At 42.6% G+C, this 15,905-nt stretch carries 18 protein-coding genes, 1 riboswitch and 1 other annotated feature; of the genes, 5 read left to right on the top strand and 13 right to left on the bottom strand.

What is annotated here, in order from left to right:
• Positions 1-141: 141 nt before the first annotated feature.
• On the bottom strand, positions 142-921 hold the full coding sequence (locus ACZ5B7_RS01220; protein ID WP_213148141.1) for a hypothetical protein: 780 nt from the start codon (positions 919-921) through the stop codon (positions 142-144).
• 275 nt (positions 922-1,196) lie between these two features.
• On the opposite strand from ACZ5B7_RS01220, the gene mgtE reads away from it, so the two are divergent.
• The 3 genes from mgtE to uptA all read left to right on the top strand — a co-directional run bounded on the left by mgtE (position 1,197) and on the right by uptA (position 4,602).
• On the top strand, positions 1,197-2,555 hold the full coding sequence (gene mgtE, locus ACZ5B7_RS01215) for a magnesium transporter (RefSeq protein ID WP_464492316.1): 1,359 nt from the start codon (positions 1,197-1,199) through the stop codon (positions 2,553-2,555).
• 123 nt (positions 2,556-2,678) lie between these two features.
• The gene (locus tag ACZ5B7_RS01210) at positions 2,679-3,863 is read left to right on the top strand and encodes an FtsW/RodA/SpoVE family cell cycle protein (protein ID WP_464492315.1); all 1,185 of its coding nucleotides are present in this window, start codon (positions 2,679-2,681) and stop codon (positions 3,861-3,863) included.
• Positions 3,864-4,008: 145 nt separating this feature from the next.
• Positions 4,009-4,602, top strand: coding sequence for an undecaprenyl phosphate transporter UptA (uptA, locus tag ACZ5B7_RS01205; RefSeq protein WP_464492314.1), 594 nt, complete (start codon positions 4,009-4,011; stop codon positions 4,600-4,602).
• 37 nt (positions 4,603-4,639) lie between these two features.
• Here the strand turns inward: uptA and ACZ5B7_RS01200 are convergent, their stop codons facing one another.
• The 6 genes from ACZ5B7_RS01200 to argS form a co-directional block, all read right to left on the bottom strand.
• Positions 4,640-4,954: a DMT family transporter gene (locus ACZ5B7_RS01200; RefSeq protein ID WP_464492313.1), complete on the bottom strand. Its 315-nt coding sequence runs from the start codon at positions 4,952-4,954 to the stop codon at positions 4,640-4,642.
• Positions 4,954-5,295 carry a DMT family transporter gene (locus ACZ5B7_RS01195; protein WP_213148146.1) on the bottom strand — a complete coding sequence of 114 codons (342 nt, stop codon included), beginning with the start codon at positions 5,293-5,295 and terminating at the stop codon, positions 4,954-4,956. The genes ACZ5B7_RS01200 and ACZ5B7_RS01195 overlap by 1 nt, the downstream gene beginning before the upstream one ends.
• Positions 5,296-5,360: 65 nt before the next feature.
• Positions 5,361-5,465, bottom strand: a riboswitch (guanidine-I (ykkC/yxkD leader).
• 78 nt (positions 5,466-5,543) lie between these two features.
• Positions 5,544-6,062 carry a methylated-DNA--[protein]-cysteine S-methyltransferase gene (locus tag ACZ5B7_RS01190; RefSeq protein ID WP_423800392.1) on the bottom strand — a complete coding sequence of 173 codons (519 nt, stop codon included), beginning with the start codon at positions 6,060-6,062 and terminating at the stop codon, positions 5,544-5,546.
• Positions 6,063-6,121: 59 nt separating this feature from the next.
• Positions 6,122-7,318: an MFS transporter gene (locus ACZ5B7_RS01185; protein ID WP_464492312.1), complete on the bottom strand. Its 1,197-nt coding sequence runs from the start codon at positions 7,316-7,318 to the stop codon at positions 6,122-6,124.
• 94 nt (positions 7,319-7,412) lie between these two features.
• Positions 7,413-7,883 carry a DinB family protein gene (locus ACZ5B7_RS01180; RefSeq protein WP_464492311.1) on the bottom strand — a complete coding sequence of 157 codons (471 nt, stop codon included), beginning with the start codon at positions 7,881-7,883 and terminating at the stop codon, positions 7,413-7,415.
• 71 nt (positions 7,884-7,954) lie between these two features.
• Positions 7,955-9,652 carry an arginine--tRNA ligase gene (argS, locus tag ACZ5B7_RS01175; RefSeq protein ID WP_464492310.1) on the bottom strand — a complete coding sequence of 566 codons (1,698 nt, stop codon included), beginning with the start codon at positions 9,650-9,652 and terminating at the stop codon, positions 7,955-7,957.
• Between the two features lie 53 nt (positions 9,653-9,705).
• Positions 9,706-9,921, bottom strand: a binding site (T-box leader).
• 112 nt (positions 9,922-10,033) lie between these two features.
• Here argS and ACZ5B7_RS01170 point away from each other — a divergent pair.
• A complete protein-coding gene (locus ACZ5B7_RS01170) occupies positions 10,034-10,285 on the top strand; it encodes an alpha/beta-type small acid-soluble spore protein (RefSeq protein ID WP_213148151.1) in 252 nt (83 codons plus the stop codon).
• Positions 10,286-10,338: 53 nt separating this feature from the next.
• Here the strand turns inward: ACZ5B7_RS01170 and ACZ5B7_RS01165 are convergent, their stop codons facing one another.
• The 3 genes from ACZ5B7_RS01165 to ACZ5B7_RS01155 form a co-directional block, all read right to left on the bottom strand.
• Positions 10,339-10,917, bottom strand: a complete 579-nt coding sequence (locus ACZ5B7_RS01165) for a TetR/AcrR family transcriptional regulator (protein WP_464492309.1) — start codon at positions 10,915-10,917, stop codon at positions 10,339-10,341.
• A gap of 212 nt (positions 10,918-11,129) precedes the next feature.
• Positions 11,130-11,312, bottom strand: coding sequence for a type II toxin-antitoxin system antitoxin (locus tag ACZ5B7_RS01160; RefSeq protein ID WP_464492308.1), 183 nt, complete (start codon positions 11,310-11,312; stop codon positions 11,130-11,132).
• A 12-nt stretch (positions 11,313-11,324) separates the two neighbouring features.
• Complete coding sequence (locus ACZ5B7_RS01155) at positions 11,325-12,191, bottom strand: SPFH domain-containing protein (RefSeq protein WP_464492307.1); 867 nt, start codon at positions 12,189-12,191, stop codon at positions 11,325-11,327.
• A 182-nt stretch (positions 12,192-12,373) separates the two neighbouring features.
• Between ACZ5B7_RS01155 and ACZ5B7_RS01150 the strand changes: the two genes are divergently transcribed.
• A complete protein-coding gene (locus tag ACZ5B7_RS01150) occupies positions 12,374-12,955 on the top strand; it encodes an undecaprenyl-diphosphatase (RefSeq protein ID WP_464492306.1) in 582 nt (193 codons plus the stop codon).
• A 266-nt stretch (positions 12,956-13,221) separates the two neighbouring features.
• On the opposite strand, the gene ACZ5B7_RS01145 is transcribed toward ACZ5B7_RS01150, so the two are convergent.
• From ACZ5B7_RS01145 to ACZ5B7_RS01135, 3 genes are read right to left on the bottom strand one after another with little or no spacing between them, the layout of a single operon-like run.
• On the bottom strand, positions 13,222-14,004 hold the full coding sequence (locus ACZ5B7_RS01145) for an ABC transporter permease (RefSeq protein ID WP_464492305.1): 783 nt from the start codon (positions 14,002-14,004) through the stop codon (positions 13,222-13,224).
• A gap of 6 nt (positions 14,005-14,010) precedes the next feature.
• Positions 14,011-14,814: an ABC transporter permease gene (locus ACZ5B7_RS01140; RefSeq protein ID WP_464492304.1), complete on the bottom strand. Its 804-nt coding sequence runs from the start codon at positions 14,812-14,814 to the stop codon at positions 14,011-14,013.
• Positions 14,811-15,788 carry an ABC transporter ATP-binding protein gene (locus ACZ5B7_RS01135; RefSeq protein ID WP_464492303.1) on the bottom strand — a complete coding sequence of 326 codons (978 nt, stop codon included), beginning with the start codon at positions 15,786-15,788 and terminating at the stop codon, positions 14,811-14,813. The genes ACZ5B7_RS01140 and ACZ5B7_RS01135 overlap by 4 nt, the downstream gene beginning before the upstream one ends.
• Between the last annotated feature and the right edge of the window lie 117 nt (positions 15,789-15,905).

The raw sequence follows: 15,905 nt of genomic DNA, 5'->3' as shown, positions 1-15,905 counted from the left end.
TTTTATCACTTTCTTTAATCAGAAAGGAAATTCGATATACCTAAGTTTACTTGTTTTTCAAATTTATATTATGAAGCCCATAGTTTGTTTGTTTCCTCTTGGTTTTTCCACGACAAAATAAGGCTGACTTTTAGGTCAGCCTTAAACAACGTTAAGTTTCCATTCTTTTGTCTTTTTGTCAAAAATAATTTTTGCATGATAAGGCTTTGTCCTAATATATTGATATTCCTCATACATATCATCCATATTGGCATAGTCGCCAATCACCCAAATTGGAATTTCAATTCGGGTCCGCTGAGCGTCCGCATCCCTAAACGAAATGCAAATTCCTTCCTTGATGAACGGCGTCAAGGACAGCAGGATTTCCTTGTTCACCGGCGTATATGTCCGTTTTTTACGAAGTCCAAGCAGCGACTTTTCCGGTTTTATTTCCCCCAGCTTATCGGAAACCACTTCACTTAGTAAATGGAAAAAGTCCTTGAAGCTGCGGTAATATGTTTTATTAAACCAACCGTCATCATGAGCTAAGTAAACGAAACGGTTGCCCAATTTATTGTAGAACGGGGTTTTCAAGTGTTGTTTATGGTGGCCTAAGTATAATAATTCCGCCATTTCCTGCCCAGAAAGTTCATTTAAAACATCTTCTTCCAGAAAATCAATCCAGCAGAAATCTCCGTAACCGTAAACATCATCCGCAGCCAATTTGTTTATTCCTTCTTCCGGACAGTACTCGAGCAGTGTGTGCATGTTAAAATCAGCATCATCATAGCGGTGCTTAAGTAACAGCAGGTGATTTAAAGACCCGGAAAAAGCTGCCGCAAATTCTGCGAATTCAATCCCATAGGATAAAACATACTGGTCTGATTGATTTAAATGTAAATAAATAAGGTCCCGTATGTCTTGATGATGATGCTTTTTCAACGCCAAACTCCTCCGTTCAAACACGTTTTATATTTTATCAGTTCCAGTTTCCACGAAACTTCCAAATACTTATAGACAATACCTCCTCATTTTATCAAAAAATAGGAAAAATAGCTTATTTCATTTCTTTTACAAATAATAATATTCGATTAATGATTTAACCTAAAGGTATTACCCATAATGACGTATACTATGGATTAACCATATTGACTATTCTATGTACTCCCGCCTTATTTAATTTATAGCGATTTGGTCTAGGAAAGGAGTGATAAACCTTGGTTAAAGATATGACTCATGAGGAAATAAGTTTTTATATTATCAACACATTAACTGAAAATAAAAAGGCCGAATTCGAAGCTGCTCTGGATGAACTTCAGCCCTACGATGTCGCGGCGATTTACAAAGAGTTGCCAGAAAAGCAAAAGAGCCGGTTTCTACTTTATTTAAGATATGATCTTCTCGCCGACCTGATGGAAGAGCTGGAAAAGTCCGAACAGCTTGAATTGTTGAATATGCTGGGGATTGAGAAATCCAGCAAGGTCCTGGATTTAATGGACAATGATGATTTGGCCACGCTTCTGCATGAATTGTCTCCTGAAAAAATAGATTCCCTCCTTTCGGAAATGGATACAAAGGAATCTAATGCCGTCAAAGATATCATGAGTTATCCTCCTGAAACAGCAGGAAGAATTATGACGAACCGGTTTGTTTGGATTCGCAACTATTATACCGTCAGGGAAGCGGTTGATAAGCTTAAATCGTTTGCCGAGTTTGCCGAAACGCTGAATTATTTATATGTCATTGATGAAGATAGCAAGCTGGTGGGAGTTGTATCCTACCGCGATTTACTGCTGGCTGGTGAAGGCGACAGGATTGACAACATTATGTTTGAAAGGGTTATTTCTGTTACCGTCACAACAGACCAAGAAGATGTCGCCAAGACCGTTGAACGTTACGACTTTATCTCTGTACCGGTTGTCGACGAGGATCATGTGCTGCTCGGGATTATTACGGTTGATGACGTCATCGATGTCGTGATTAAAGAAGCAAATGAGGATATCGAGAAGCTGTCTGCTTCAGGTAAAGCGATCGATTTTGATACGAAAACGCTCGTTGCCGCAGCAAGAAGGCTTCCTTGGCTTATCCTGCTTCTGTTCATTGGGCTTATTTCAGGACGGATTATTTCAAGCTTTGAAGACACGTTGAAGCAGGTGGTCGCCCTTACCTTTTTCATGCCAATGATTGCCGGAATGACCGGTAACACCGGAACGCAATCGCTTGCGGTCGTTGTCAGAGGACTAATCTCTCACGATATTGATAAAAAGGTTATCTTTCGTTTAATCATGAGGGAGCTCGGAGTGGGAATTTCCATCGGCGCAACGTGTGCGATATTAATATCGATCATTGCGTATATTTGGCAGGGAAGCCTGACGTTAGGTTTTGTAGTCGGCAGCTCATTGTTTTTCACCCTAATCATCGGAACGCTTGCCGGGACCATCATTCCGATTATTCTTTATCGTATAAAAATTGACCCTGCAGTGGCCTCAGGGCCGCTGATTACCACCTTAAATGATATTTTTTCCTTACTCACTTATTTCGGGATTGCGACGATGTTTCTTCATTATTTAATGTGAGACTGAAACTTTTCCTTCGTTAAAATCGTTAAATAATATGACAGATTTTGCCTATGTTGTTGTAGGCTTACCATTTCTTTGTTAGTCTGATAATAACTAATTGTTAAAAATAAGGTGTGGTCTATGGATACAGAAATAAAAAAAGCGGACCGTTTTGATTGGACATTAACATTATTATTATTTCTTTTCTTTCTTATCAGCTGCCTGGCAATTTACAGTGCCCAATCGACCGGTCAATACGGGGAACGGAATTTCCTGATTATGCAGGTCTTTTGGTATGTAGTCGGCGCTGCCATTGTCTTGGGATCCATTCTTTTCGACAGCTATCAGTACCGCAAACTTGCCTGGGTACTATATGGCTTTGGGATTTTCCTGCTAATCCTGTTAGCGGTTGCCCCGCCAAGTATTGCACCAGAAAGGAACGGCTCGAAAAACTGGTTTGTGATTAAAGGCATTGGGACCATCCAGCCTTCAGAGTTCGTCAAAATCTTTTTAATCTTGGCCTTAAGCCGGGCAGTGGCCGCTCATCATGAAAAGTATATTGAAAAAACGCTGACGACCGACCTGCTGTTGTTGCTTAAGCTTGGCCTTATTACCGTGGTGCCGCTTGGCTTAATCGTAGTGGAGGACTTAGGGACAGCCCTTGTCATAATGGCGATTTTGACCGGTGTTATCCTTGTTTCCGGCATTTCGTGGAAAATCATCTTGCCCATTTGCAGTGTTGGCGCTTCGTTTGTTGCCCTAATCTTTTATCTTGTGTTAAATAAACCGGAAATTCTTGAAAAATATCTCCATGTGGAAACCTATCAATTTAATCGAATATATTCTTGGCTTGACCCGGCTAATCATTCATCCGGATCAAGCTTTCATCTGCTGCAGTCATTAAAAGCAATCGGGTCAGGTCTTATATCTGGCAAAGGCTTCAGCAATGGGGTGGTTTATGTCCCCGAAGCCCATACCGATTTTATTTTTAGTGTGATCGGCGAGGAATACGGCTTTGTCGGTGGCAGCGTTGTCATCGGACTGTACTTTTTGCTAATTTACCATTTAATTAAAACGGCGCTGGATACGAATGAACCGTTCAATACATATGTTTGCACGGGCATTATCTGCATGATTACCTTTCATGTGTTCCAAAATGTCGGCATGACGATTCAAGTGCTTCCGATTACCGGAATTCCCCTGCCCTTTATCAGCTACGGCGGCAGCTCGCTAATGGGGAATATGTTTGCGATGGGTCTTGTCTACAGCATCCGCTATCATCACCGAAACTATATGTTTTCTACAGAAAAATCATTAAGTTCCTGATTGTATATGAGGCAGCGGCTGTTAAGCTGCTTTTTTCTTTTTAAATGGAATGTCTGGATGAAAAAGACCATATATATTTCTTTATGAGACAAACTATTATAAACTGGGTTAGAGTGACTATTATTTACATAAGTGAAGGTGTGCTATGACAGAGTTTATTTTTTCGGTATTGGATTTTCTATCACAGTTAGGTTATTTCGGGATTGCTTTGGGATTAATGATTGAAATCATCCCAAGCGAATTCGTTTTAGGATATGGCGGCTACATGATTTCGCTCGGAAAAATTAATTTTGTCGGGGCCGTAATAGCCGGGACCATCGGCGGAACACTTGCTCAGTTGTTTTTATATTGGGCGGGCTATTATGGCGGACGGCCATTTTTGGAGAAATACGGAAAGTATGTCTTGATTAAAAAGAAGCATATCGATGTAGCGGAGCATTGGTTTGAAAAATATGGCGCCGGCGTCATCTTTTCAGCCCGATTTATTCCTGTCGTCCGCCACGCGATCTCGATTCCGGCAGGTATTGCCAAAATGTCAGCGCTCAAATTTACTCTTTATACGATTGCTGCGATAATCCCTTGGACCATCCTGTTCCTAGTGCTCGGCAAAACTTTGGGAGCAAACTGGTCGCATATTAAAGAAGCGGCGCAGCCATACGTCATGCCAATTCTGATTGCAGCAGTTGTGCTGGGAGTTATCTACTTTATAATTAAAAAAACGAAGAAAACCACTGACTAGACTTGTCAGTGGTTTTCTTCGGATAATGAAAGGCAAACTAGGAAACAACCTTCAAGCCAACCGCCGCACTCAAAACCATGGCAATGAACACCAGTCTCTTCCATTCCCTCGATTCACCATAAAATAACATACCTAATAACGCCCCGCCTGATGCACCTATACCAGTCCAAATGGCGTAAGCAGTGCCCATCGGCAATGTTTTCATCGCATTAGCGAGAAATAAGAAACTGCCGCCGAAGCCAATCACCAATAACACAAAGGATTGCCAGTTTCGATCCCTATGCACTTTGTTAATCATCGCCACACCAAACATCTCAAAAAAACCAGCCAACATTAGCGAAATCCAAGCCATTAGGAATCAGCCCCTTCCTCAGCAGAATCTGTCGTTACTAATTTCAAGCCGACCACTCCTGCCAGCAGCACGAGTATTAAAAGAATTTTTACTATATCAAACGGTTCCCCAAAAAAGAGAATATCCGAAATAACTGTACCGGCTGTGCCTAATCCTACAAAAACTGCATATACCGTACCTACAGGGAGTTTATTCCCCGCAGCGATTAAAGCATAGAAACTGATAATTATAGACACACCCGTACCCGCCCATTCCCAAACATTATCAGCATGCTTTAATCCTACCACCCAAAAAACTTCGAAAAATGCTGCAAAAAACACCTTCATCCACTGTAAATTCATTCTATTCACTCCTTCCCCAAATACCGGAACAAACAAAAAAAGCCCGGAGATAACTGTTTATCAGTATCTCCCAGGCTTTTATCCCTCCGTGTACACAGATATATCTGTGCGTTTTCTCTCGGACCAGACTGGTGCAGATTTTGCGCCACGGAACCCTAGAAAACTTTTCAGCTATTTAATTCATACCGCCATTATAGCACAATTTATTTATGAAATTGGTTAGCAGTTTCGACCATTTCAAACCAAACCTAGAGCATCACCTTATGCGGCGCTTCTTCTTTCATTTTGCGGCCTTCGAGTTCAAGCAGCTGCTGTTTAATCGGGGTATTACTGCCGGCATAGCCGGTTAGGCTTCCGCTTTTTCCAATTACCCGATGACACGGGATAATAATCGGCAGCTGGTTCGCCCGGTTGGCTTGTCCGACGGCCCTGACCGCTTTCGGATTTCCAATCGTTTCCGCGACATCCGCATAACTGCGAACTTCGCCATAAGGAATCCTAAGCAGCGCATCCCAAACCTTCCTGCGAAATTCGGTCCCCTCGACGGAAATCGGTAAGTCAAAATCACGGCGCTGGCCGCAAAAATATTCATCCAATTGCCGGACCGCTTCCTGGCAAATGGCTGTATCCTCTTTTAAATCAGGATTTTCTTCCAAAAACTTAACCCAGTCCTCTTCAAACAATTCAATTCTTTTCAAACCCGTTTCGTCTGCAATAATCCGCAATATTCCAACTGGGGACTGATAAACAGCAAAGCCTAAACTCATCGTAATCGCTCCCGGACTTTGTATTTATGTTTATTATACAAAAAATAAAGAAGACTTGCCTAAGCAAATCTTCGATTCGGTTTTTCCTTATTCATTTTTTCCTTATATATGAAAAAGGCATACAAAAGCATTGAAACGAATACAGAGAATGCCGCTGCTTTATAGATGCTGCTATAGCCCAATAGATGGCCGATTTGTCCAAACACCATTGCTCCTATACCGATTCCCAAATCAAAAAAGGAGAAAAAGGTGGCATTGGCCATCCCTCTGCGGTTAATGGGGGTCTTTTCAATGGACCACGCCTGCAGGGCAGGCTGAACCGTGCCAAAGCCAAGGCCATACAGGCCTGCTGCAGCAAATAGAATAGTGCTGTTGGGAAGCCATGATAACAATAGCATCGCCGCTAAAATTAACAACGTCCCGGGAATAAAGACTGCCTGATGCCCCTTTCGATCGTAAACTTGGCCTGCAAAGGTTCTCGTAATCATTAAGGCAATGGCATAAATCAGAAAATACCATTCAATTCCTTCAATCTGTTTTTGGGCCGTATAAAGAGGGAGGAATGACGCTATACCGCCAAAGGTAACGGTTAAAAAGAACATCAGCATCGATGGCTTTAGAGCGCTTTTTTCGTAAAAATTAAGTCTCCCCTTTGGCTTTTCCTGTCTCGGCTCCACCTTTTTATAGGTTATTCTTGATGACAATAATAAGGCAATCAGCCCTAAACCCGAACAAATTAGAAAAAATGTTTCAAACTTCAATACCCCGGCTAAAACCAAACCTAGCGCCGGACCAAAGGCGAGGGCCAGATTCCCCGACAGCCCATAATAGCCCATCCCCTCTCCGCGCCGGGATGCCGGAATTAAATCGGTGGCGATGGTTCCCGATGCGGTGGTGGAAAGGCCCCAGCCCACCCCTTGGACAACACGCATCACAAATAGGAAGGCAATGCTTGTCAGGAAGCCAAAGGATCCCACTGATAGGACAAAAATGGCCAACCCCAATAAGTATACGAAGCCTCTCCCCTTTGTCTCCAGTGCTTGCCCCGCAAAAGGGCGGAGAAGCAGTGCAGAAAAGGTAAAAATACCAATGACGAAACCTATTAACTGGTCATTGCCACCTAGTTTCTCAACAAAGAGCGGAATTGTTGGCAAAGTCATTTGAAATCCTAGGAAGATAAAAAAATTAGCAAATATAATAAGGACAAAATCCTTTGTCCAAATTCTCTCTTTCAGTCTTTCCTGCTGATTATCCATAAAGATTGTTAGACGTCCTCTCTTTTTTCTATGTTTCCCTATATATAACGAAAAATCGTTTCTACTAGAGCAGAAACGAAATTTCACTTTTTATTTATTTCACTTGAGCCGCCGCTTGGACAACTCGTTTCATCGCTGCAATTTGCCCTAAATGCATGGACTCATGGAAGATGGCAAAGCTCGTCAATTCGCCGTACGTTTCTTGGCCAAGAAATGGTGTTTTAAGTTTCTCTGCGAAACTTTCAACCGGAATTTCTTGAATTCGTTCAAATTGTTCCTTTAACTGAACCGTCAATTCCTGGACAGATGGGACTTCACCATTCCAATCAGCCGGTTTTGTACCGTTGCCAAATAGTTCTAAATAATTGGCTGGTAAATTAGCTGACTTTTTCGGAAAGCCAAACATAAATTGTTCGGCAACAGTTAACACATGGCCCACATGCCAGTGGATTGTATTATTGAATCCTTCTGGCTGGATATCTACAATGTTTTGATCCAGCACCTCTACATTTTTTAGCAGGTAATTCCTCGCTGTTGCAAAACTTTTTAATAATACCTCACTCATCCCTTAGCCCTCCAATCATTAATCTAACTTTTATTGTATCCCATTTTTAACCAATGGTTAAGTGAAATGCTTTACATTTCTTCAGGCGCCTCAATCCCTAAGAGACGCAAACCTTCTTTAAGAACGACTGTTACAGAATAAACAAGTGCCAGGCGTGCATTTTGCTCCTCGCTCTGCTCGAGTACTTTAACTTCGGCATAGTATTTATTGAAGACTTGAGCAAGGTCAACAATGTATTTTGCGACTTGGGATGGATCATAATTTTCGCACGCGCGCTTAATGGCGTTGGAGAATTCCATTAACATGCTGATTACCTTCCACTCGTTTTCCCATGTAGTCTGGTATACGGACGCCGGTGCCGATTCCGCCTTCCATCCAGCTTTGCGTAATATTGAGCTGGCTCTCGCAAATGTATACTGAACATAAGGGCCGGTTTCCCCTTCAAAACGAAGCATTTCCTCTAAGGAGAATTCAATATCATTCATCCGGTTGTTTTTTAGGTCGTGAAAAATAACTGCACCGACACCGACCTGTTTGGCCACACCATCTTTGTCTGCCAGATTTGGATTTTTTTCCTCAATATTATGCCGGGCCATCGCGATTGATTCGTTCAAAACTTCCTCCAGGAGGACAACCTTGCCTTTACGGGTTGACATTTTCTTGCCGTCTTTTAGCATCATCCCAAATGGAATATGGACCATTTTATCGGCCCACTCGAAGCCAGCTTTATTCAATACCGCAATCAGTTGTTTAAAATGAAGGCTTTGCTCATGGCCGACGACATATAAGGATTGTGCGAAGTCGTAATTTTCTTTCCGGTAGATAGCAGCCGCTAAATCACGAGTGGCATACAGCGTCGCTCCGTCCGATTTTTTAATGAGGCATGGCGGAAGCTCCTCTTCGGTCAATTCGACAACTTGGGCCTGGTCAGATTCCACGAGCAGCTGTTTTTCCTCGAGAAGCTGGACAACACGGTCCATTTTATCATTGTAAAAAGCCTCCCCGGCATAGGAGTCAAATTCCACGTTCATAAGCTGATAAATTCTTGAGAACTCCTTTAGGGACTCATCACGGAACCATTGCCATAAGAAGTGCGCTTCTTGGTCGCCATCTTCAAGCTTTTTAAACCAGCCGCGTCCTTCGTCTTCAAGAGCCGGATTCGTTTCTGCCTCTGCATGGAATTTAATATACAGGGCAAGCAGTTCCTTGATTGGATTTGCCTTGACCTTTTCCTCATCTCCCCAGCGTTTATAGGCAGAAATCAGCTTTCCGAACTGGGTGCCCCAGTCGCCTAGGTGGTTGATTTTGATTGGCTTGTAGCCGCACTTTTCAACAATTAAGGCAAGCGCATTTCCAATAACAGTAGAACGCAGATGTCCCATGGAAAATGGTTTTGCGATATTAGGAGATGACATGTCAATGGTAACATTGCCACCCTGGCCAAAATCATGGGCACCATATTGGCTTTTTTCAGTCATAATGTTGTTAATGATTTGTTCGGAGACAAGCTTTTTATTTAAAAACACGTTAAGATAGGCTCCGACCACTTCTACTTTTTCAAAAGTGGGAGACGGGATTTTTTCACTTAACTCTTGGGCAATTAAATTCGGTGCCTTACGCTTCAGCTTCGCGAGTGAAAAACACGGGAAAGCTAAATCCCCATGGTCCTGATTTTTTGGTTTTTCAATTAACTGCTCGATATTCTGGGAGGCTAATTCGCCTTCTAATGCTTGATATAAGACTTCTGCAAGCTCTTTCTTAAAATTCATTCCCTATGACCTCCTTCATTTTTCTATAAATGCAAAAAACTCCCGTCTCTATTTAAAGAGACGAGAGTTTGAAATTCCCGCGGTACCACTCTAATTGTTCATACTGAACCGGCTTTGATCTTTGTTAACGGAGGATTCTCCGGCACCCCCTACTATTTTCAAGGGCACTTCTCCAAAGTGCGTTTCATTATCTGCTCCGTATCAGGCTTCCACCGCCCCTGACTCGCTTGAACTTACGAGATAACTACTCTCTTTTTCACCGAATTTATTCGCTTAATTATTGGTTATTATACTGGAATGAAACAGTTTTATCCAGTCCTTGCCGGTGTTTTTGATGAATTTTTCCGTTCTGGAAATTCTATTCGTAAAGGAGGGATTTGTATGGCGAGAAGGAACAAAATTCTTGTCCCAGAGGCGAGAAGCGGGTTGGATCAGTTAAAGGCTAAGGTCGTGCAGGCACAGCGTCCTGAGGATGCCAAATTTGAGGCCGCTGAAGAAGTGGGCGTACCCTTGTCAAAAGGCTATAACGGCAAGCTGACCTCGGAACAAGCCGGCAAGGTTGGCGGCCGTCTTGGCGGCAGCATGGTCCGCGAACTCGTCAAAATGGCTCAGCAAAACCTAAGCAAAAAATAACCCAAACTAAAAGCACTGGAGCACTGGGGCCTGTCCCCCAGTGCTTTATTGCGTTACTTTCCTCTTGGCAGCCCCTTTAACAAAAACACCTTCATAATTTCCGCAATTTGCTCAGAGCTTAACGGGTCATGATTTTTTTCCCAATCCGAAACCAATGCAATATACATTTTTAGCAAAAGAAAGCTAGTTATTTCTGGATTCACCGCTGGGATTGCTCCCTTAGCAATAGCCGTTTCGATTTTTTCCTTTAAATAGCCGATAATTTCGTCCTCCACATGCTGGAGCATTTCCGAAACTGCTAAAGTTCCCATTTCCGCCTCTTCTTGTACCAATTTAATCATTAATTGGTGCCTAGAGCGGAATTCCAGTAAACGATAAAGGGCCCGATGGACATTTTCCGTAAAGGGCAATTCCGGGTTAATGACAGAATCCGCCTCCGCAATCATTTCCTTCACCAAAGAAGAAATAATTTCTTCAAATAACTCCTCTTTATTTTTAAAAAATGTATAAATGGTTCCCTTTCCGACGTTTGCAAGCTTGGCAACTTGGTCCATGGTTGTTGCTTTATAGCCAAACAAGGAAAAAGACTTAGTTGCTGCCTCCACAATCATTCTTCTGCGATCAGGTGCCATAGCGCACATCCTTCTCATTGACTAATTTGGTTCTACGGTCAATTAATATGCTTTTACTATAGCACAGCCTGAATTCGGTTTCAAATTTATCTGGAAGGTTTTTGGAAGGCTGTCAAACTTGCGAAATTTGTCTAGTCAATAATTATAAAATCGTACAGTGTCAATCTCAGACACTCTGCTGTTAAAAAACCAGAGGCGGTTTGCCTCCGGTTTTAATCTTCTTCTTTTTCTCTGGACGTCTTTAAGTTTTTTAATCTTCCGGCATCCTTTAATGCCTTTTTTATAATCAGTTCAATCTGGGCATTCACACTGCGGAATTCATCGTCTGCCCATTTCTCCAAGGCATCATATATTTTCTGATCAACGCGCAGTAAAAACCGCTTCTTATCGGCCACATTATCACTACCTTAATAAATCGATCCTGTATTAATTACCGGCTGGCTTCCCTTATCAGAAACGATGGCAACCATTAAATTATTCACCATTTGCGCTTTCTTTTCCTCATCCAGTTCGACAATTCCTTCATCCTTTAATTGGTCAATTGCCGATTTGACCATGGATACCGCACCTTCAACAATGACCTTGCGCGCTGCGAGGACCGCTTTGGCCTGCTGTCTTTGCAGCATTGCATGGGCAATTTCACTCGAATACGCCAGATGCATGATCCTTGCTTCAATAATCTCCACTCCGGCCAATTCCAAGCGTTTCTGCAAGTCCTTTGTCAACTCGTCACCAACCTCATCCGAGTGCTGCCTTAACGATACTTCATAATCATTGTTGACATTATCATATGGGTACTGGCTGGCGATATGGCGCAGGCCTGTTTCACTTTGCGTATGCACAAACGTTTTGTAGTTTTCAACATCAAAAACGGCTTTGGCAGAATCAAACACCTTATATACAACTACCGCAGCGATTTCGATCGGGTTCCCTTCCAAATCATTTACCTTTAATTTATCACTATTGAAGTTAATTACCCTTAGGGATACTGTTTTTCTTAAGGTTAAAGGAATCGTCAACCAAAATCCTTCCTGTTTGATCACTCCGAGGTAGCGGCCAAATAAAGTAAATACCTTTGCTTGATTCGGCTGAATGACAGTGAACCCGGAAAGCAGGAGAAACAACACCACAACACCAATCACTGCGAGGACAAAAGATACAGGACTTTCAGTTAAGGTAAATTGCCTGAATGCAAATACTACCGCCGCCCCGATTAACAGAAACAATAATACCCCCAAAAATCCATTAATTTTGAACATATCTTTCTCTCTCATCCCAACCACTCCCCTTTTGAAAATTTTTTCCATCTATATCATTATGATATCATTTTGGTATCAAAAGGTGAAGGAATATTTACCTATATTTTTTTACCCCGTTCGCGTTATTTACGGTAACATTTTCACTAACTTTATAGTATAATCCCTTTATCTGGTAGATTCGGAGGTTATAATTTAGCATGTCTATTATGGAAATTAATATTAATGTGTTTCGAATGATTAATAATTTGGGGAAACAATACGACTTTTTGAATCCTCCCATTATGGCTATCGCTGAATACACGCTGTATGTGTTAATAGTGGCTTTAGTGTTGTATTTGTTTACAGGCGGTCGAAAAAATAAAGTGATGGTCATTTGCTCGGTATTCACCTTGTTAATGGCAGAAGGTCTAGGAAAACTAGCAGGAATGCTCCACTCCAATAATCAACCCTTCGCTGAACTGTCCAACGTCAATAAACTTATCGAGAAAGCAGTCGATAATTCCTTCCCTAGCGACCATACGATGATATTTTTCTCCCTATGCGTAACGTTCTGGCTTTTCAGGAGAGGCTGGAGTTTCTTGTGGGTCCTGTTGGCTGTGCTTGTAGGGTTTTCGCGGATATGGGTAGGGGTTCATTATCCAGGGGATGTTTTGGTCGCTGCTATCCTTAGTATCATATCTGCTCTAGTTGTGCACCGGTTCGTTCCGAAACTTAAATTTATGCAAAACATAGCAGGAGAACAAAACATTCCAAACCGGACGAAATATGAAGAGCTTTAATATTTAAATAGCATAAAGAAACGCTTGGATAAAAATCTAGGCGTTTCTAATTGTACTATACTATTCAAACGTTTGATTAAAGCGGTTAGGCTAATGTGTTTACTATTCAAACGTATAATTAAATTTTGTAATGGGGGGAACTTCTGTATTAATGGGGTTCTCCTTTATTTATGATATGCTATTCAATCGTTTAATTAAAAACGGTACTATACTATTCAAACGTTTAATTAACTCAATCAGGGGGGTGACCAGGAATCTCCCTCAGTTTACGAACCTGTTGATCGATAGCGCCTAACACCAAATTGCCAGATTAGCAGGCATGGCAGGATAAACAGGCTGCCCAGTACAGGGAGCAACATAAAGTAAATGGCGCTGCCCGTTGTTTTTCCAAGAAGGTACATAAGCGGCAAATAGTTAACCGTCCCAAAAGGGATGACATAGGTAAAAAAGCGGGTCACCCATTTTTGATAAATATTTAGCGGGTACTGTGCCATCTCCCGGCCGCCGTCGGTAAAAATATTAGCCACCTCCAAACCTTGTACCGTCCAAAAACACAGCGTCGCCTGAAGAATGTAGATGCCTGTGAAAATGAGAACGCCGCTGGTAATCATCAGGAATAGGGTAATGATTTTTGCCGCGGTCCATCCGATAGTGAGATTGTCTAGGGTCCAAGCCAAGACAATTAGACTTTGCAGCAGCCGACCGAATTTCGTGAATTCAAATTTTGACCCAAGGACCTGAAGGAACGTGCTCCGCGGCCTCACCAGCAGGCGGTCAAACTCCCCTCTGACCACCAGCCCCGAAAACGTATCAAACCCCCGGGCAAAACACTCGCTTATACTGAATGCCGAGTGAATTACCGCAAAGCAAAGCGCCACCTCGAAAAATTGCCAGCCTTTTATTTGCCCGAAGCGTTCAAATAATAAGTAAAGCCCTGCAAAAATGGAAAATGGAATAAAGAACTGGCCTATTGTTAACAGCCAAAACGAAGCCCGATATTGCATCTGTGATTTAAAAAGAATTTTTAAATACTTAAAATATAGCCCCACCTTTTTTCACCCGCCTTGGACGACTACTTGATTTAGGATTCTGTTTAGCGCTAGCCTGCCCGACCAAACTAGAACTAGAAGATACACCAGCTGAATGACAATACCGATGAGCGCCTCATGCTGCGGAATGTGCCCCGAGTAAACCCTGAATGGAAAATCGGCGGTCCAGCGAAACGGTAGGACGTAGGCCATTTTTTGGAGCCACCCAGGCATCAACGGAACAGGGATAATTAACCCCGCAAAAAATTCACCGAGCACACTAAATATTAACAGCGAACCGGTTGGTGACATTGTTATAAAAACGGATATATACATGAACATTGAGACCGCCACTAACAGAAGTAGGCCAAGAAGTAATGAGCTTACGAATAAGATAAATGCGGTAAAGCTTGGCGGCAGTGTCATGCTGTAGGGCTTTGGTAAAAAAAAGGCGACCATTAAAATCGGGAAGCAGCGGAGAAGAGCGCTCGAGAGCCGCTGGGCAAGAAGCTTGGCGTACCAAAAGCCATACAATTCACAAGGACGGCAAAGCTCATAGGCAATGTTTCCACTCGTAAACAGTTCAAACAGTTCGGCGTCGCGGAACCATATGGTCACAAAAACAAGAAACGCCTGCTGCAGCCATATGTACGTGATGATTTGTGTTAAAGAGATGGGCGAAGCCGTGACGGCCGATTCATAGAAAGCCTTAAACACCATGATGGTTATCATGCCCCAGAAAAACTGCGTCGCCACCCCGGCGAGCGCGGCCGCGCGATACTGCATGCCCATTAAGAGACGAAGCTTCAGAACCGATGTGTATACTTTCATATTTGATACTCCTCATAAAGCTGGACGATGATATCCTCGATCGGCTGTACTTCAATCGCCACATCCTTTAAATCTACTAGTTTGGTTAATTCAGTGATTACTTGGGACGTGCTTATTTTACCGGTTTCCACACTTATGATTACCCTCTCCGGGGTCCACGAAAGTGTCTGCGTGCCTGCGATTTGAATAGGTTTCTGGACTTTATGATAATCCGCCGTGATTGTTTTTTGCGTTTCATAACGCTTTTTCAATTCCTCTAATTGGCCATCGTATAATAATGAGCCCTTTCCGATTAAAATTACTCTGTCTGCCAGCGCCTCGATATCATTCATATCATGGGTCGTTAGGATGACAGTAACGCCTTTTTCTTTATTAATAGTTTTAATAAATTGACGGACAGCTATTTTTGAGACCGCATCCAACCCTATCGTCGGCTCGTCGAGAAAAAGAATTTTGGGACTGTGAATCAGGGATGCGGCTATTTCACAACGCACCCGCTGCCCCAGGCTAAGTTGTCTTACAGGTGAATTCATGATGTCTTGCAGTTCGAGAGTTTCAATGAGGAGTTCACTAGTAGTTTGATAGTCTTGCTGTGGAATTTTGTAAATATCTTTAAGGAGTTCAAAAGAATCGATCACCGGCACATCCCACCACAGTTGCGAACGCTGTCCGAAGACGACGCCGATATTTTTAACATATTCAACCCGGTCCTTCCAAGGGGTATAGCCCATGATTGAGCAGTGGCCGCTATCTGGAACGAGGATGCCACTCATGATTTTGATGGTGGTCGACTTGCCAGCTCCGTTCGGGCCTATGTATCCAACGATTTCTCCTTTATTGATAGAAAATGAGACATCTTTGAGTGCCTCGACAGTGGTATGTTCCCTTACGAACAGGGCTTTTGCTGCCTGTTTTAAACCAGTGGTCCGCTTGGCCACTTTGTAGGATTTGCTTATGCCTTTTAGTTCAATCAATTAGTTTTCCTCCTTTTTTGGAGTCATGGAGGAAAATAATAACATCCGTCTGTTTGAATTGTCAATAATTTTTGAATGTTAACAAAATATTCACCTCTTGGAGCGGTGGGGTCGGCC

The sequence above is a fragment of the Neobacillus sp. S1115 genome (genome assembly GCF_055385565.1).
This window is presented reverse-complemented; position numbering and strand designations above follow the sequence as displayed.